We start from the raw sequence: 16,989 nt of genomic DNA on the forward strand, positions 1-16,989 counted from the left end.
TGCACCGAGTCGACCCCGGGGGCCGCCGCCCCGCATCCCGGGGGCGGCCGAACGGTTCAGCCGCGCGCCACGTACGTGCGCCCCGCCTTGTCGTGCCAGCACTGCCGCCACGGCTTGTCGAAGGCGCACCAGATGACGTTCAGCAGCCCGATGAGCGGCAGCAGCAGGAACACCGCGTACGTCAGCCACCGCCGCAGCGCCGAGCCGGTCGCCGGCGGGTCCTGCGACTCGATGTCCAGCACCCGCACGCCGAACAGCCGCTTCCCGGGCGTACGCCCCCACTTCGCGGTCGGCAGCGCCTCCACGACCAGGCCGAGCACGAGGAAGAGGCCGAGGACGAGCGCGAGATAGGGGCCCGTGGTGCCGTCGATGAGCCAGACCGTCACGGTCTTGCCGGACGCCTCGGCGGCGTCGATCTTGCCCTGCACGTGGTCGACGGACTTGCTCACCAGCGGCACCGCGACCGCGGCGAGCACCCCGCCGACCAGCAGCGCGTCCACGAACCGGGCGCCGAGCCTGCGGCCGAGCCCGGCGGGCGGCGCGGTGCCCTGCGCGGCGCTGAGGAAGGGGTCGTCGGCCGGCGGCCGCCACGGCACGACGGGCGGCTCGCCGCCGGCGCCGCCGCCCTGCGGCAGCTCGGCGCGGGCCGCGCGCTCGGGGAGCTGCGCGGCGGGCTGCTGCGGGGTGGCGGGCGGGGCCGTGCGCGCGGCGGGGGTCAGCGGCGGCGCCGCGTGGCCGGCCTGCGGCGCGAGCTGCGGCTGCGCGGGGCGGGGCTGCGGCAGTTCGGGCGTCGTCGGCGACACCGGTACATCGGGGGTCGTCGGCGCCGGCCGCGCCTGCGGCAGGTCGGGGGTGGTCGGCGCGGGAAGGGCGTGGGGGAGGTCGGGCGTGGTCGGCGACGGCGCATAGGCCCCCGCGGCCTGCCGCGGATCCGCGGCCCCGGCGGCTCCCCGCCCGAACCCGGACCCGGCGCCGGCGCCGAACCCGGCATCCGCCCCGGACCCGGCCTCCGGCTCGCGCGTCTCCTCCGGCATCGCGGGCGCCGGTACGGGCGCGGGCCCCGAGAGCCGCCGTACCTGCTCGCCCCACGAGCCGCCCCCGACGCGCGGATCGCGGCCGAGCGGCACGCCCGGCCGGTCCTGCTCGTACGTCCCGGGCGCGGCCTGTCCGTCCTCCTGCCCGGCGCCGCCGTCCGCGGCCCCGGCGTCCTCCGCCCGCCGTGCGGCGGGCAGCCGGGGCTCCTCCTCGGTGCGGCCCGGCTCCGGCGCGCCCCCGCCCAGCTCGGCCGGCACCGTGAGCGCCGGCGGGCCCTGCGCGCCCCAGGCGACGCGGGTGTCGGCCCGTTCCGCCACGTCCACGACGTCGACCGCCTGCCACGCACCCTGCGCGTCCGCCGGCTCCTCGGCGGACGCGGCCCGCTCCGCGGCGTCCCGCACGTCGTCCGCGTCGTCGCCCCCGCGCGCGTGCCGCCCGCGGGAGACCGGCGCGGAGTCCTGCGGCTCCTCCTCGTCGAGGAAGACCGGGCCGGTCTCGCTCAGTGACGGGCCGGAGGCCGCGGCGGGCTCCGCCGGCGCGGCGTCCTCGGGGCCCTTTGTGCCGTCGTCCGCGCTCGGCTGCTCCGCAGGGCCGGACTCCGGCCCGTCCGCGGCAACACTCGGCTGCTCCTCGCCCTCCTGCGCGCGGCGGCTGGTGCCGGGGACCCACGCCGCACCGTTCCAGTACCGGACGTAGCCCGGGATGGAGGGGTCGGGGTAGTAACCGGGGCCGGGGATCCCGCCTCCGGAGGGTGGTGTCGGGGCGCTCATGGGTCCACATCTACCAGAACCGGCGGACAGCCGGGTCCGCCTCACCCCCGTTCCGCCTTAAGTGACTTGTCGAACGATGGGAGGAAGTCTGCGGAAGTCGCGTAAGAGCGCGGCGGTTTGGCCCTCTCTCCTCCCGCAGGCCCGTCGGACCTGCGGGACGTTCGACAAGAGAGGTGCCTCACCATGCAGACCGTGGTGGAACGCGAACTGGAGCTGCGACTCGTGCTGTCGCCGGAGAGAAGTGTTCCGGTTCCGTCCAGACTGACATACCGGTCGGCCGACCCGTACGCCGTCCACATCAGCTTCCATACCGGCTCGGCGGCGCCGGTGAGATGGTCGTTCGCCCGGGAGCTGCTGGTGGAGGGCGTGTTCCGGCCGAGCGGCCACGGGGACGTGCGCGTGTGGCCGGCGAAGTCCGGGTCGGGGAGCGTCATCTGCCTGGCGCTGACGTCCTCGGACGGGGATGCGCTCATCGAGGCGCCGGCCCCCGCGGTCTCCACCTGGCTGGAGCGCACGCTACGGGCCGTGCCCCCGGGTTCGGAGCGGGCGCAGCTCGGTCTGGACGAGGGGCTGCGGGAACTGCTGGGGCCCGCGGCACGGGACGAGTTGTGGCTGAGCGACCCGTGGCCGTCGGACGAATCCGGCGATACGTGAGCGCCCGTACGCCCCGCTGTGCGCCCCCGCGCCGCCCCGCGCAACCGTGCGGCGCCACGCCCCCGTTCGGCGCCCCCTCCCCGTTCCGGGCTACGCCGCCGCCCCCGCCGGAAGCTGCCCCGGGCCGCGAAACGTGCCCCGGTACGCGGTCGGCGAGACGCCGAGCGCCGCCTGCATGTGCTGCCGCAGCGACGCCGCCGTGCCGAACCCGGCGTCCGCCGCGACCCTGTCGACGCTGCGGTCGGTCTCCTCCAGCAGGTGCCGCGCCCGCTCGATCCGCTGCCGGGTGAGCCACTGCAGCGGTGTCACGCCGGTCTCCTCGCGGAACCGGCGGCTGAAGGTCCGTACGCTCATCGACTCCCGCGCGGCCAGTTCCCGCAGGGCGATGGGCCGGTCGAGGTGCGCCAGCGCCCAGGCGCGGGCGCGGCCGGTGGTGGACAACTCCGGCTCGGCCACCGGCCGGGACACGTACTGCGCCTGCCCGCCGTCGCGGTGCGGGGGCACGACGGTGCGGCGGGCGACGTCGTTGGCGACGGCGGCGCCGTGGTCGGCGCGGATCATGTGCAGGCACAGGTCGATGCCGGCGGCCTCGCCCGCGGAGGTGAGGACCCCGCGGTCCTCGGTGTAGAGCACGTCGGGCTGGAGCCGTACGGCGGGGAAGCGGCGGCGGAACTGTTCTGCGGACTTCCAGTGCGTCGTGGCGCGGCGCCCGTCGAGCAGGCCCACGGCGGCGAGCACGAACGCGCCGGTGCAGACGGACGCGACGCGCGCGTCGGGCCGTACCCGCCCGAGGGCCGCCCGCAACTCCGCCGACGGCTCCCCCTCCCCCGCGCCCCCGGCTGCGTTCTCGTCTGCGTTCCCGGCTGCGCTCTCGACTGCTCTCTCGACTGCGTCTTCGGCGTGCGACGCCGGCACCACGACGGTCGCGGCGTCGTCCAGCGCCTCCGGGCCGCGCTCGACGAGCACCGGGAAGTCCGCGTCGGTACGTACCGGGCCCGGCCGCAGCGCGCAGGTGACGACCTCGTACAGCCGCCGCCCCGCGGCCTCGGCGGAGCCGAACATCTGGTGCACGAGGCCGAGTTCGAGGGGCATCACGCCGTCCCGGACGAGGACGGCGACGCGGTGCGGTCCGGTGGGGGGATTCTCTGCGGAGCCGGTCATGGCATGATTCTTTCATGTGCGGTTAATCCGGCCATTCATCAGCATTGCGCCGTGCGCAACGATCACGGAAAGCGACGGGCGGGCAAGATCCTGACCGGATTCTGGACGGGGTCTTCCGCTGAGCGGTGCCGCTCGCTAGGTTTCCGCACACCCCCGCCGAGCAGGCGGAGGCGGGGCTCCGAAGATCCGCGGCAGAGCCGCCGCGGACACATGCCGGTGCCACCTGCGGCCGGCGGCTCCGGACGCCGGCGCTGCAAGGGACGGGTGCGCCGGCGCGGGAAGGGCCGCACATCACTTGAGGAGGCGGCGTGCCCGCAGAGACCTCCCAGACCCTCGACCGTGGACTCCGCGTGCTGAAGCTGCTCGCCGACACCGACCACGGCCTGACCGTCACCGAGTTGTCGCACAAGCTGGGCGTCAACCGCACCGTGGTGTACCGCCTGCTCGCGACCCTCGAACAGCACGCCCTCGTCCGCCGCGACCTCGGCGGCCGCGCGCGGGTCGGGCTCGGGGTGCTGCGGCTGGGCCGGCAGGTGCACCCGCTGGTACGGGAGGCGGCGCTGCCGGCGCTGCGCTCGCTCGCCGAGGACGTCGGCGCGACGGCCCACCTGACGCTGGTCGACGGCAGCGAGGCGCTGGCCGTCGCGGTCGTCGAACCGAGCTGGACCGACTACCACGTCGCCTACCGCGCCGGCTTCCGGCACGCCCTGGACCAGGGCGCGGCGGGCCGGGCGATACTCAAGGGCCGCGGCCTCGGCCCGGGCGCGTGCGAGACGGACGCGGAGCTGGCGCTGGCCCTGACGCACGGCGAGCTGGAGGCGGGCGCGAGCGGGGCGGCGGCGCCGCTGCTGGGGGTCTCGGGGATAGAGGGCAGCGTGGGCGTGGTGATGCTGCACGAGATCGTGCCGGGCGAGGTGGGCCCCCGGGTGGTCTCGGCGGCCCGCGAAGTGGCGCAGGCGCTGCGGTAGCCGCGCACGGCACGGCGCGACCGGTACGTGCGGCCCGGCGCCACGTAACCGCCCGGGAGCGGGCGGCGCGACGCCCGCCGCGAAGGCGCGGCGCCGCCGGCGCCGGACGGCCCGCAGGCGCGGACCGGTCCGCGGTCACTCGCGGGGACGGCCGGGCGCGGATCTGCCGCCCGTGGCCGGGGCGCCTGCCCGGTGGCTTCGCCGCGGACCGGCCGCGGCCCGGCTGGTACGGAGGGGCCCCGCACGCACACCCGCGGCCCCCTCCCGCACGAGCCGGGCGTCCCCCTCCCGTGCGGCCCGCCCGGCCGGGGCACCGTAGATTGGGGGCGTGCCACCTCGTCGTGTGACCCTCGCGCTCGCCGCCGCACCCGTCGCCGGGCTGCTCGCCGCCGCGGCGTTCGCTCCGCTGCCGTTCTCGCTCGCCAAGCCGGGGATGACCGCCGATGTGCTCGGCGATCACCAGGGCAGTCCCGTCATCACCGTCTCCGGGGCGGAACGGCACGCCACCGACGGCGAGTTGCGGATGACGACGATCGCCGCGACCGGACCGGAGGTCGACCTGCGGCTCGCGGACATCGCGTCCGGCTGGTTCGCCACCGACGAGGCCGTGATGCCGAAGGACTCGGTGTACCCCGTGGGCGACTCCCGCAAGGAGATCCGGGAGTACAACGCGGAGCAGATGCGCGAGTCCCAGAACACCGCCGTCACCGCCGCCCTGAACCACCTCGGCCGCACACCCGGCAGCGTCGACGTCGAGCTGCGCCTCACCGACGTCGGCGGACCCAGCGCCGGGCTCTTCTTCGCCCTGGGGATCGTCGACAAGCTCGGCCCCGACGACCTGACGGGCGGCAGGATCATCGCCGGTACCGGCACGATCACGCGGGACGGCACGGTCGGCCCGGTCGGCGGCGTACCGCTGAAGACGCAGGCCGCCAAGCGCGACGGTGCCACGGTGTTCCTGGTGCCGAAGGCGGAGTGCGCCGACGCGGAGTCGGAGCTGCCGGACGGGCTGCGGCTGGTGCCGGTGGAGAAACTGTCGGACGCGGTGACGTCGCTGAAGGCGCTGGAGTCCGGCGGCGACGTACCGAGCTGCTGACGCGCTCCCCGTACGGCTCCGGAATTCGCGTGCGGTCCGTACGCGATCTCCGTAACCTCGACCGGCGTGGAACCGCTCAGCGAGAAACAGATCCGTGCCTCCTTCGTGAACAGCACCAAAGGCGACGCCGCCCGGCTCAGGCTGCCGCTCGACTTCGCCGCCCTGCCCTGGCCGGATCTGGACTTCCTGGGCTGGGTGGACCCCGGCGCCCCGCTCCGCGCACACCTCGTCGTCCCGCGCCCGGACGGGCCCCTCGGGATCACCCTGCGCGTCCCGGCGGCCGGCCGCGCCAGCGCCGTGCGCTCCCGCATGTGCCAGCTCTGCCTGACCGCGCACTCCTCCTCCGGCGTCCGCCTGCTCGCCGCCCCGCTGGCGGGCGCGCGCGGACGGCAGGGGAACACCGTCGGCGTGTACGTGTGCGCCGACCTCGCCTGCTCGCTCTACCTGCGCGGCAGGCGGCAGCCGAAGCTGCGCACCGTGCCGCAGGAGGAGTCGCTGACCGAGGCCGAGCGGATCGCGCGCATGTGGGGCAACCTGGAGGAGTTCGTGACCAGGGTCACCGCCCCGGCCGGTCCGTAGGCCCGCCCTCCGCGAAACCGCCCTCCGCCGGACCGCCCGGCGCGGGGCCGCCGGCAGGGGAGCCGGCCGCCGCCTGCCGCACCAGCGGGACGATCCGCAGCGGCACCGGGTTCTCCATCACGATCGCCGTCGACGCCCGCACGATGCCGTCGAACCCCACGACCAGGTCGATCACCCGCTGCAGATCGGCGTTCGACCGCGCCACCAGCCGGCACAGCATGTCGCCGTGCCCCGTGATCGTGTGCAGCTCCAGCACCTCCGGCACCCGCGCCAGGTGGCTGCGGACGTCCGTGCCCTGGCCCTGCTTGATCTCCAGGGTGGCGAACGCCGTCACCGGGTAGCCCAGGGCCGCCGGGTCGACGTCCGGGCCGAAGCCGCGGATGACGCCGCCCGAGCGCAGCCGGTCGAGCCGGGCCTGCGTGGTGCCGCGGGCGACGCCGAGGCGGCGGCTGGCCTCCAGCACGCCGATGCGCGGCTCGTTCGCGAGCAGCTCCAGCAGCCGGCCGTCGAGCTGATCGATCATCTCGCGTCCTCCTCGTTGGTCAGCTTGTACAGATAGCCCGACCCGCCCCGCCTTTCACCGGTCAATCTGTGCAGTGATTTCGGCAACTATTGCACACCTTGCCAACCAGAGAGACCCTTTTCAGCATGACCGAGACCATTGATCAGCCCGCTCCGCGGATCCGGCAGGACGACCCCTTCCCGGTGAAGGGGATGGACGCCGTGGTGTTCGCGGTCGGCAACGCCAAACAGGCCGCCCACTACTACTCCACCGCGTTCGGCATGAAGCTGGTCGCGTACTCCGGACCGGAGAACGGCAGCCGCGAGACGGCCAGTTACGTCCTGGAGAACGGCTCCGCCCGTTTCGTCCTCACCTCCGTCATCAAGGCCGCCACCGACCGCGGCCGGTTCCTCGACGCGCACGTCGCCGAGCACGGCGACGGCGTGATCGACCTCGCCCTCGAAGTCCCCGACGCCCGCGCCGCGTACGCGCACGCCGTCGCGCAGGGCGCCACCGGCCTGACGGAGCCGTACGAGCTGAAGGACGAGCACGGCACCGTGGTGCTCGCCGCCATCGCGACGTACGGCCAGACCCGCCACACCCTCGTCGAGCGCACCGGCTACGACGGCCCGTACCTGCCCGGCTACACGGCCGCGGAGCCGATGGTCGCGCCGCCGCCGCGGCGGACGTTCCAGGCCGTCGACCACTGCGTCGGGAACGTCGAACTCGGCAGGATGGACGAGTGGGTGGCCTTCTACAACAAGGTCATGGGCTTCACGAACATGAAGGAGTTCGTGGGCGACGACATCGCCACCGAGTACTCCGCGCTCATGTCGAAGGTCGTCGCCGACGGCACGCTCAAGGTCAAGTTCCCGATCAACGAGCCGGCGCCGGGCAAGAAGAAGTCGCAGATCGACGAGTACCTGGAGTTCTACAACGCCCCCGGCGTACAGCACATCGCGCTGGCCACGAACGACATCGTCGGCACGGTACGGACCATGCGCGCGGCCGGCGTCGCGTTCCTCAGCGTGCCGGACGCGTACTACGACACCCTCGGCGAGTGGGTCGGCGACACCCGCGTACCGATCGACGAGCTGCGCGAGTTGAAGATCCTCGCCGACCGCGACGAGGACGGGTACCTGCTGCAGATCTTCACCAAGCCGGTGCAGGACCGGCCCACGGTGTTCTTCGAGATCATCGAGCGGCACGGCTCGATGGGCTTCGGAAAGGGCAACTTCAAGGCCCTGTTCGAGGCCATCGAGCGCGAACAGGACAAGCGCGGCAACCTCTGATCCACGCGTGACTCCCGCGCATCCTTGTCAGCTTTCCCACCCCGGCTTGGCCGTTCCGCGACAAGGATGATACGCAAATGTGATGCGTATCGAGCGGGAGCAGCAGGAGGCTGCGCGAGAGGACGAACCAGACGAGCGGCGCCGCCCGGCGTTCCGCCCCGACGTGGAGGGGCTCCGGGCGGTCGCGCTCGGTCTGGTCCTGCTCTATCACGCGGGCGTCCCCTGGTTCCCCGGCGGATACGTCGGCGTGGACGTCTTCTTCGTCGTCTCCGGCTTCCTCATCACCGGCCTGCTGCTGAGCGGGGCGGAGCGGCACGGCGCGGTGTCGCTGCTGCGCTTCTACGGCCGCCGGGCACGCCGGCTGCTGCCCGCGGCGGCCGTCGTGGTGCTGGCGGTGTGCCTGGCGGCGGTGCAGTGGATGCCGCCGCTGGAGCGGCGGAACGTCGCGGCGGACGCGGTGGGCGCGGCGCTGTACGTGACGAACTGGCAGCAGGCGGGGCGGGCGGTCGACTACTCGGCGGCCGACGCCGAGGCGAGCCCGCTCCAGCACTACTGGTCGCTCGCGGTGGAGGAGCAGTTCTATCTCGCGTGGCCGCTGCTGGTGCTGGCGGTGCTGTGGACGTTCCGGAAGGTACGGGGCGGGGGTACGGGGCCCGCCCGTACGGGCGGTGACGGCCGTCCGTCGCTCCTCGGCCGCTTCGGGCTGCGGGCGCGGCTGGCGGTGGCGCTGGGGGCGCTGGCCGCGGTGTCCTTCGTGCACGCCGTACGGCTGAGCGCCGAGGAGGGCGGCGTCGCGTACTTCTCGACGTTCACCCGTGGCTGGGAGCTGGCCGTCGGCGGGCTCCTCGCCCTGGTCCCCGCCGCCGCCTGGCGCCGCGCCCTGCCCGCCGCCCGGACCGGTGCGCTCGCCGCCGGTGCGCTGGCGGCCGCCGGCCTGGCGGCCGTCGCGTACGCGGGGCTGCGGTTCGACGACGCCACGCGCTTCCCGGGCCCGTGGGGGCTGCTGCCGGTGCTGGGCACGGCGGCCGTCATCGCCGCCGGCTGCGGGCTCGCCGCCCACCCCGTGGCCCGGCTGCTCTCCGTCCCGCCGCTGCGCTACGCCGGGCGGATCTCGTACTCCTGGTACCTGTGGCACTGGCCCGCGGTCGTCTTCGTCCCCCTCGCGCTGGACCGCGAGCTGTCCGTCCGCTGGATGCTCGTCGTGGTCGCCGCCGCCGCGCTGCCCGCGGCGCTCACGCACCGGCTCGTGGAGGAGCCCGTACGCCGCGCCCGCGTCCTGCTCCCCACCCCCCGCGCCCTGGCCGTCGGCGCCGCCTGCACGGCCGCCACGGTGCTCGTCGCGGCCGGCTCCTGGATCTCCGCCCCGACGATCGCGCTGGCCACCGCGGAACAGGCCCGCGGCGCCGCGGCCCTCGCCGACGAGGACCAGCCGCAGAGGACCGCCAAGGCGCTGCGCCCCCTCCCGGAGAAGGCCACCGACGACCGCGGCAAGGTCCACGACGACGGCTGCCTGGCCGGGCAGCAGGAGACGGAGTCCGGCGACTGCGCGTACGGGAACACCGGCGGCAGCGACACCGTCGTCCTCTTCGGCGACTCGCACGCCATGCAGTACTCCCCCGCGCTGGAGAAGATCACCGAGCGGCGCGGCCTGCGGCTGGTCACCCTCACGAAGTCGGCCTGCACCCCGGCGCAGGTCACCGTCTTCAACAACCAGCTCCAGCGCACGTACACCGAGTGCGACGAGTGGCGCGACAACGCCCTGGACCGGATCGAGGACGAGCGGCCGGCCCTGATCATCACGGGCACGCAGGACGTCAAGACGGTCGTCGAGGACGGCAAGCGGCTCAGCGGCAAGGAGAGCGCGAAGGCGCACCAGAAGGGCTACGAGGAGACCATGGACGACCTCCTCGGCACCGGCGCCACGGTCCTCACCCTCGCGGACAACCCGTACCCGCCCGAGGACATCCCGTCCTGCGTCTCCGGCGCGGTGCGGGATCTGGAGGACTGCGCGTTCTCGGAGGCGGACGGATACGGGTACGAGCCGGTGAGCGCGCGGGCGAACGCGAAGTTCGACGAGGTGGCGCTCATCGACCCGAAGCCGGTGATGTGCAAGGACGGCACCTGCCCGGCGGTGATCGGGAACGTGATCGTCTACCGCAACGGGGCGCACATCACGGCGTCGTACATGGAGACGCTGACGGACTGGCTGGACAGCCAGCTACCGCGGGTGACGTGAGGCGCGCGGGGTTTCGCGGAGGGCGGAGGCATTGCAGTCTGGAGCCATGAGCGATGAGCCGGCGAGGGGCGACGAGCCCACCAGGGACGAGGCGGTGCGCACCGCCCTCCGTACGGGCCTGCCCGCCGCGGCGGTGCTGACGGACCCGGACGTCACCGCGTCGTACGCGGGGGACATGGCCGGGTTCTGCCCCTCCGGCACGCCCGCGGCGGTGGTGCTGCCGCAGACGGTCGAGCAGGTGCGGCACGTGATGCGTACGGCGACGGAGCTGCACGTCCCCGTCGTCCCGCAGGGCGCCCGTACGGGCCTGTCGGGGGCGGCGAACGCGGACGACGGGGCGATCGTGCTGTCGTTCGTGAAGATGGACCGCATCCTGGAGATAGACCGGGTCAACCGGATCGCCGTCGTCGAACCCGGCGTCGTCAACGCCGCGCTCTCCCGCGCGGTCGCCGCCGAGGGCCTGTTCTACCCGCCGGACCCGTCGAGCTGGGAGACCTGCACGATCGGCGGCAACATCGGCACGGGCTCGGGCGGGCTGTGCTGCGTGAAGTACGGGGTCACGGCGGAGTACGTCCTCGGCCTCGACGTCGTCCTCCCGGACGGCCGCCTGCTCACCACCGGCCGCCGCACGGCCAAGGGCGTCGCGGGCTACGACCTGACCCGGCTCTTCGTCGGCTCGGAGGGCAGCCTCGGCGCGGTGGTCGGCGCCACGCTGGCCCTCAAGCCGGCGCCGGGACCGCAGTTGGCGCTGGCGGCGGAGTTCCCGTCGGCGGCGGCGGCGTGCGACGCGATCTGCCGGATCATGGCGGGCGGGCACGTGCCGTCGCTGCTGGAGCTGATGGACCGTACGACGGTACGGGCCGTCAACACCCTGACGAAGATGGGCCTCCCGGAGACCACGGAAGCCCTCCTCCTCGCCGCCTTCGACACCCCCGACCCGGCCGCCGACCTCGCCGCCCTGGGTGCCCTCTGCACGGCGGCGGGCGCCACGGAGGTCGTCCCGGCCGCGGACACGGCGGAGTCGGAACTGCTGCTCGCCGCCCGCCGCGCGGCCCTCCCGGCCCTGGAGGCCGTCAGCGGCACGACGATGATCGACGACGTCTGCGTCCCCCGCAGCCGCCTCGGCGCCTTCCTCGAAGGCGTCGCCGAGATCGCCGCGACGTACGACCTGACCATCGGCACCTGCGTCCACGCGGGCGACGGCAACACCCACCCCAACGTCTGCTTCGACCCGGCCGACGCGGACGAGTCGGCGCGGGCGCGCACGTCGTTCGACGCCATCATGGCGCTGGGCCTGGACCTGGGCGGCACGATCACGGGGGAGCACGGGGTGGGGCTGCTGAAGAAGGAGTGGCTGGCGAAGGAGCTGGGCCCGGTGGGTCTGGAGCTGCAGCGGGAGATCAAGGCGGTCTTCGACCCGCTGGGCATCATGAACCCGGGCAAGCTGTTCTGAGGCAGTTGCCCCACCGGGCGGGCGGGACGCTACCGCCGGACCTCGGCCCAGACGGTCTTGACGACGGCTTCGGCCTGGAAGCAGCCCCAGCGCTCGGCGAACGCGGCGACGAGGACGAGCCCGCGTCCGCGGTCGGCGTGGGTGGGGGCCGCGCCGGGCGGGGCGGCCGTGGGCACGGGGCGTTCGGGGCGGGCGTCGGAGACCTCGATCCGTACGACGTGCTCCTTCAGACACAGCCGCACCCGGAAGAACCGCCCCCGAAGCCGCCCGTGCACGACCGCGTTGGCGGCCAGTTCGGCGGTCACGACGGCGACGGCCTCGGCGGTGGCCGTCGTGCGGGGGATGCCCCACTCGCCGAGTTGGTGCACGGCGAGCAGCCGGGCACGGCGGGCGCCGCGGGGGGTGGGGCTGAAGAGCGCGGAGAGGGTGGGGACGGCGGTTGGTGCGTGCATGGAGCAACGGTGGCGGGGGTGAAGAGGGGGCGGGCAGGGCAGCCGGACTTCAGGTGCGTTGTGTACGGGAGGGGGGTTGCTTTGTACGGGCCGATGCCCGAAACCCGTGCCGATACGTGTCGTTGTACCCGGGTAGCACGCGCGTACGACAGACAGGGGCGTGGGACAGATGGGGAACAACCGCCGCCGGGGAAAGCGCATCGACGACGACGGCAGGCCGGGGAGCTGGGTCGCGTACGGCAGGCTGCTGAAGTTCTTCCGTACGAAGGCAGGGTTGACGCAGGAGGAGTTGGCCGAGCGGATGGGGTACTCGCTGGACCACTGCGCGTCGGTGGAGCAGGGGCGGCGGCCGGCGAAGGCGGAGTTCACGGGGCAGGCGGAGGAGGTGGTGGAGGCGGGGGGTGTGTTGGCGGAGTTGCAGGATGAGGTGGACCGGGCACAGTTGCCCGCGTTCTTCCGCGACTTCGCGACGTTGGAGGCGGACGCGGTAAGCAGGCTCTCGTACGACCCGATGCTGATCCCGGGGCTGCTGCAGACAGAGGAGTACGCGCGGGCATTGATCAGCGTCAACTGCCCACCTCTCGCCGATGAAACGATGGACCAACACGTGACAGCACGTCTGGCACGACAGGCACTGCTGTCTCGTCAGAAGCCCCCCGTGGCGTTCATCTTCATCATCGAAGAGGCCACGCTGCACCGCAAGATCGGTGGTCGCGAAGTGATGCAGCGGCAACTACGCAAGCTGGTGGAGCACGCGAGACTACGGAACGTCGAGATCCAGATCTTGCCCACGGCAGCGGCCGCACACTGCGGGCTGGACGGGCATATGGTGCTGTTAGAAGGGGCCGATCGGAGACAGATCGTCTGTCTGGAGTCGCAAGGCAGGGTGATTGCGACCGGCAGCGGGGACGCGGTCAGCGATTACCGGCACCGGTACGGCTCGCTGCTCACGAAGGCCCTCGACACCGAACGTTCCGTCCGCCTTATCGAACAGGTGACTAGAGAGCTATGAGCATCAAGCGGCCCGAAGGTCGGAACCCGGAGCTTTCCTGGGTCAAGTCGAGCTACAGCGGCGTGCAAGGGGGCGACTGCATCGAAGTGGCCCCCACCCCGCACACCGTCCACGTACGCGACTCGAAGGACCCCGAGGGCCCCATACTCCGCTTCCCTCCCGACGCCTGGGCCGCGTTCGTGGCCTACGCCCGTACCCTCTGACGAGAACGTCCGCCCCCGGCTTCACACACCGCGAGGTGTGTAGCTCGCGGTGTGTGTTCCAGGGGCGATGACGCCTCATCGAACGCGGGCGGAACCTGGCTCGCGTCGCAGCGACCTCATCCGCCCAGAGACATGGCTGCAAGCCGGCCAGTCACTCCCTGGCAGCCCGCCCCAAGTCACCATGCCGATCGGCTGAGCGATCTGCCGTCGATGCGATCGCTGACCGGATAGGTTCGTCCCATGCCCAGCCGTCTCCTCGAACTCCGTGTCGAGAACTTCCGCAGTCTGCGTGACGTAACCCTCCCTCTCGGTCCCCTGACCGTGCTGGTGGGGCCGAACGGGGTGGGTAAGTCGAACGTGCTGAAGGTCTTCGAGTTCCTCGCCGACATCATCCGCACGGACCTCCAGCCTGCACTCAATGAGCGGGGCGGGTTCGACGAGGTCGCCTTCTGGGGCGGGCAGAAGCCGCCCACGTTCATGAAGGTCCGGTTGACGGCCACCTGGACCACCCACTCCACGCTCAATGCCCCTGACGAGTACAGCCTCACGATCCGGCGTCGATCGCTGCCATCGAACAAGGACAGCAACCGCGCCTCCTACACCCTGTCTCGCGAAGAGCGCTTCGCGTTCAAACGGACGCAAGGGCGGGGGCGGCGTATCACCATCTCGGGTGAGGAAGCGCGGGTGGTCGACAAGCGTGCGGGCAGAGAGAGCCCCGGAAGCAGCATCGGCATCCGCAGGCTGAGCAGTGGGTTGTCCACGCTCCCCAGACTCGGTCCCGCCGACGGCGGTGACGAAGTGACTCGCCTCGCCGACCGCCTTTCCTCCTTCCGGGTCTTCGACGTCGACGTGCCCGCGGCCCGTCTGCCCACCCGTCTGCGTTCAGCAGACATGACGACGCTGGCGCCACGCGCCGAGAATCTGGCTGCTTTCCTCATCCATCTGAGTGAGCGGGAAGAGCTCTGGGAGAATCTCGTCGAGGACGCCCGACAATGCCTTCCGCAACTGGAGGACATCGAATTCGAGGCAGTGGGCGGTTCGATCGATCGGCTGACCATCGTCCTGCGTGAGCGCGGCCTGCGCCGCCGGACCCCACTGGCCGATGCCTCCTACGGTACGGTCCGGCTGCTCGGGCTGCTTGCCCTGCTGTATGACCCGAACCCACCGGCTCTTACGTGCATCGAGGAGATCGACCACGGACTGCACCCGCAGGCGCTGGAACTCGTCGTGCAGCGACTGCGAGAGGCGTCCGAGCGGACGCAGTTCATCGTGGCCACTCATTCGCCTGCCCTCGTGAACCGCCTCCGCCCAGACGAGTTCATCGTCTGTGATCGTGACGAGGAGAGCGCATCGATCATTCCGGCGCTGACAGCGAGTGAAGTGGCGGAGATCGTCGACGAGTCCGGTGACCAGCCTCTCGGTGAACTGTGGTTCGCGGGCGTACTCGGTGGCGATCTGACCGGGGGCTCTCTGTGAACAGCACGGGCCGAGGACGTGGCCGACGCCCCGGTGCCCAGGACCGAGTGATCGTCTTCGCAGGCGAGGACCGGAACGACTGCGCAGTCATGGCTGATCTGGTACGTGCCCATCGTCCTGACCTCAGCGCGGCCGCCAAACTGGTCCGCATCAACGATCCCGTGCGGCTGCGCCGGAAGTCCGGGCCGGATCTCGCCGAAGCGGTGCGGGTACTTGTCGGAAAGGCGCGCGCCAGGGCGCTCCAAGAGCGGGCGAAGTTGCTGGGATTTGTGGTGCACGAGGATCTGGACGGATTTACCAACCGGAAGTACGAAACCGTGCGCGCGGCGGTCATAGGCGCGCTCGGGCGCGAGTGCGACGGGAAACTCCACACCGCACTGGCGCTCGCCGCCTGGGAATCCGAAGGCTGGCTTCTCCTCTTCCCGGATGCCTTCCCCCACGTGAAACCTCGGTGGACAGTTCCCGCTCAGTTACGCGGCAGGGACTTCGGACAGATCAAAGACCCGAAAGAAGAGCTCAAGAGGCGGCTGGGCCTCCCGGTCTTTCGTGAGAGCGACGGCCCCTCGGTCGCGCGCAAGGCCCTGGAGAACGATCTGATCTCTGCTCCTGAAGGACGGAACGACTCGTACAACGACTTCATCGAGGACCTCAAGGGATGGGCTTGAACGTCAGGGCATGTATGAGGTGGATGCTGAACCGTCCGTCGTGACGCTGAGACCCTCGCTACAGACCGGGGACGGTGTAGTCGTTGAGGGACCCACAGCGGGGCCGAGTACCACACCGCCCCGATAACGCCGAACAGCGCGCTGCCCGCGGCGGGGAGCATCCAGCCGGGCAGGTGGCGGCTGCGTACCACCAGTACCTTGGCGACGAAGGCCCCGTACAGCGCGCAGCCGGCGACCGAGTGCATGTAGACCCGACTGCTCAGGGTCTCCACGCCATAGGTGCGGACGCAGTGGTAGGCAATGGGCACCGACAGCAGGAAGGCCCCCCACCCCACCACGCGGTGCCCGATGCGGACGCGGCGGGACGCGGCGGCGATGCCGGGAATCCGCCCGTACATCCACAGGGCCAGCAGAACCTGAACGACCGCGAGGCTGAGCAGGGCTGTGCCCAGGCGGGACTTGAGCGTGACCGCAGCATCGCCCTGCTGGCCGAAGAGGCTCGTCGTGTACTCGGGGGTGTGGTGCCGGCCGACCAGCCAGATCGCCACCCCCGCGGCCACCGGCAGCACGGCGCCGATCGCGAGGAAGACGCCGTGTGCCGGAGAGGGGCGGCGGTGGGACCGGGGACCGGACTTCGGCTTCATGTCGCTCGCCCGTTCGTCGGGCTGTGACTAGTAGCCCGGCCCGTCCGTGCCGCCCGTGCCGCCCTTCTCGACCTCTTTGCCGTCGGCGTCGAGGACGAACCACTTCGCGCCGAACTGGTCGAGGCCCTGGCCGTTGGTGTCGCCGGCCTTGGAGTCGCCCTCGAAGCGGTAGAGCGGGTGCCCGTTGTACGTGACCTGCGTCTTGCCGTCGGACCGCTTCGACGTGTCGATCATTTCGGACTGCGCCTTGCCGTCGGTCTTGGGTGTCCCGGAGGTCAGCAGCGGCGGCCAGGCTTTGGCGCAGGCCCCGTCGCAGGTCGACTTGGTCGACGTGTCCTTTTCGAACAGGTACAGGGTGCGACCCTTTTCGTCGACCAGGATGGTGCCGAGATCGCCGGCGGAGGCGGTCTTCACCGTGGCCTTGTCGCCGGACTGCGCGACGTTCGACGCCTTGCTCGACGCCTTGGCCGAGGCCTTGGCCGACGGCGTCGAGGCCGAGGAATCACTGTCGCTGCCGGAACATCCACTCGCGGTGGTCGTCATCACGATCGCGGCCGCACCCACGACGGCCAGACGGATACGCCTCATCTCAGCTCCACAACTCGTGAGGCCCGACGTTCGAGGGGCCGAATGACCGCATATTGCCTGATTGTGGGCTTTCCGCGGGGCACGGTGAGCGGGGCGCCGTGAGATTCACTGGGGGGGGGGGGGGCGGGGCAACCCCCCTGGCCCCCCCCGCGACCGTGCCCGGCGCGAAGAAGGGCGACGACCCGCTGGTCGAGAAGGGCCAG

At 72.3% G+C, this 16,989-nt stretch carries 16 protein-coding genes and 1 pseudogene; 11 read left to right on the forward strand and 6 right to left on the reverse strand.

Going from position 1 to position 16,989, the window contains the following annotated elements; translation table 11 throughout:
- Window positions 1-56 precede the first annotated feature (56 nt).
- A complete protein-coding gene (locus tag ABGA99_RS08720) occupies window positions 57-1,805 on the reverse strand; it encodes an RDD family protein (protein WP_347582440.1) in 1,749 nt (582 codons plus the stop codon).
- A gap of 183 nt (window positions 1,806-1,988) precedes the next feature.
- Here ABGA99_RS08720 and ABGA99_RS08725 point away from each other — a divergent pair, with 183 nt between their 5' ends.
- Complete coding sequence (locus ABGA99_RS08725) at window positions 1,989-2,459, forward strand: SsgA family sporulation/cell division regulator (RefSeq protein WP_347576733.1); 471 nt, start codon at window positions 1,989-1,991, stop codon at window positions 2,457-2,459.
- Window positions 2,460-2,549: 90 nt separating this feature from the next.
- Here the strand turns inward: ABGA99_RS08725 and ABGA99_RS08730 are convergent, their stop codons facing one another.
- Window positions 2,550-3,620 carry a helix-turn-helix domain-containing protein gene (locus ABGA99_RS08730; protein WP_347582441.1) on the reverse strand — a complete coding sequence of 357 codons (1,071 nt, stop codon included), beginning with the start codon at window positions 3,618-3,620 and terminating at the stop codon, window positions 2,550-2,552.
- Between the two features lie 308 nt (window positions 3,621-3,928).
- Here ABGA99_RS08730 and ABGA99_RS08735 point away from each other — a divergent pair, with 308 nt between their 5' ends.
- The 3 genes from ABGA99_RS08735 to ABGA99_RS08745 all read left to right on the forward strand — a co-directional run bounded on the left by ABGA99_RS08735 (window position 3,929) and on the right by ABGA99_RS08745 (window position 6,263).
- On the forward strand, window positions 3,929-4,588 hold the full coding sequence (locus ABGA99_RS08735; RefSeq protein ID WP_347576735.1) for a helix-turn-helix domain-containing protein: 660 nt from the start codon (window positions 3,929-3,931) through the stop codon (window positions 4,586-4,588).
- A gap of 343 nt (window positions 4,589-4,931) precedes the next feature.
- Window positions 4,932-5,684, forward strand: a complete 753-nt coding sequence (locus ABGA99_RS08740) for a S16 family serine protease (protein WP_347576771.1) — start codon at window positions 4,932-4,934, stop codon at window positions 5,682-5,684.
- Between the two features lie 66 nt (window positions 5,685-5,750).
- Complete coding sequence (locus ABGA99_RS08745; protein WP_347576736.1) at window positions 5,751-6,263, forward strand: FBP domain-containing protein; 513 nt, start codon at window positions 5,751-5,753, stop codon at window positions 6,261-6,263.
- Here ABGA99_RS08745 and ABGA99_RS08750 read toward each other — a convergent pair.
- Window positions 6,241-6,786, reverse strand: coding sequence for an Lrp/AsnC family transcriptional regulator (locus tag ABGA99_RS08750; RefSeq protein ID WP_347576737.1), 546 nt, complete (start codon window positions 6,784-6,786; stop codon window positions 6,241-6,243). The two genes, ABGA99_RS08745 and ABGA99_RS08750, sit on opposite strands and share 23 nt — an antisense overlap.
- A 125-nt stretch (window positions 6,787-6,911) precedes the next feature.
- On the opposite strand from ABGA99_RS08750, the gene hppD reads away from it, so the two are divergent.
- From hppD to ABGA99_RS08765, 3 genes are all read left to right on the forward strand, one after another.
- On the forward strand, window positions 6,912-8,057 hold the full coding sequence (gene hppD, locus ABGA99_RS08755; protein ID WP_347582442.1) for a 4-hydroxyphenylpyruvate dioxygenase: 1,146 nt from the start codon (window positions 6,912-6,914) through the stop codon (window positions 8,055-8,057).
- Window positions 8,058-8,139: 82 nt separating this feature from the next.
- The gene (locus ABGA99_RS08760; protein ID WP_347582443.1) at window positions 8,140-10,293 is read left to right on the forward strand and encodes an acyltransferase family protein; all 2,154 of its coding nucleotides are present in this window, start codon (window positions 8,140-8,142) and stop codon (window positions 10,291-10,293) included.
- Between the two features lie 46 nt (window positions 10,294-10,339).
- Complete coding sequence (locus ABGA99_RS08765) at window positions 10,340-11,746, forward strand: FAD-linked oxidase C-terminal domain-containing protein (protein ID WP_347576740.1); 1,407 nt, start codon at window positions 10,340-10,342, stop codon at window positions 11,744-11,746.
- Window positions 11,747-11,775: 29 nt separating this feature from the next.
- On the opposite strand, the gene ABGA99_RS08770 is transcribed toward ABGA99_RS08765, so the two are convergent.
- Window positions 11,776-12,198 carry an ATP-binding protein gene (locus ABGA99_RS08770; RefSeq protein ID WP_347576741.1) on the reverse strand — a complete coding sequence of 141 codons (423 nt, stop codon included), beginning with the start codon at window positions 12,196-12,198 and terminating at the stop codon, window positions 11,776-11,778.
- A 169-nt stretch (window positions 12,199-12,367) separates the two neighbouring features.
- Between ABGA99_RS08770 and ABGA99_RS08775 the strand changes: the two genes are divergently transcribed.
- The 4 genes from ABGA99_RS08775 to ABGA99_RS08790 all read left to right on the forward strand — a co-directional run bounded on the left by ABGA99_RS08775 (window position 12,368) and on the right by ABGA99_RS08790 (window position 15,554).
- A complete protein-coding gene (locus tag ABGA99_RS08775) occupies window positions 12,368-13,210 on the forward strand; it encodes a helix-turn-helix transcriptional regulator (RefSeq protein WP_347576772.1) in 843 nt (280 codons plus the stop codon).
- Complete coding sequence (locus ABGA99_RS08780; RefSeq protein WP_347576742.1) at window positions 13,207-13,413, forward strand: DUF397 domain-containing protein; 207 nt, start codon at window positions 13,207-13,209, stop codon at window positions 13,411-13,413. The genes ABGA99_RS08775 and ABGA99_RS08780 overlap by 4 nt, the downstream gene beginning before the upstream one ends.
- Window positions 13,414-13,653: 240 nt before the next feature.
- Window positions 13,654-14,889: an AAA family ATPase gene (locus tag ABGA99_RS08785; RefSeq protein ID WP_347576743.1), complete on the forward strand. Its 1,236-nt coding sequence runs from the start codon at window positions 13,654-13,656 to the stop codon at window positions 14,887-14,889.
- 47 nt (window positions 14,890-14,936) lie between these two features.
- Window positions 14,937-15,554: a hypothetical protein gene (locus tag ABGA99_RS08790; protein ID WP_347576744.1), complete on the forward strand. Its 618-nt coding sequence runs from the start codon at window positions 14,937-14,939 to the stop codon at window positions 15,552-15,554.
- A gap of 146 nt (window positions 15,555-15,700) precedes the next feature.
- On the opposite strand, the pseudogene ABGA99_RS08795 reads toward ABGA99_RS08790, so the two are convergent.
- Both ABGA99_RS08795 and ABGA99_RS08800 read right to left on the reverse strand, forming a co-directional pair.
- Window positions 15,701-16,198 (reverse strand): annotated as a pseudogene (locus ABGA99_RS08795) (DUF6529 family protein); the annotation flags it as partial.
- Window positions 16,199-16,225: 27 nt separating this feature from the next.
- The gene (locus ABGA99_RS08800; RefSeq protein WP_347582444.1) at window positions 16,226-16,786 is read right to left on the reverse strand and encodes a hypothetical protein; all 561 of its coding nucleotides are present in this window, start codon (window positions 16,784-16,786) and stop codon (window positions 16,226-16,228) included.
- Window positions 16,787-16,989 lie beyond the last annotated feature (203 nt).

Origin of the sequence: Streptomyces sp. B5E4, from assembly GCF_039871555.1 — a bacterium.
Taxonomy (GTDB): Bacteria; Actinomycetota; Actinomycetes; order Streptomycetales; family Streptomycetaceae; genus Streptomyces.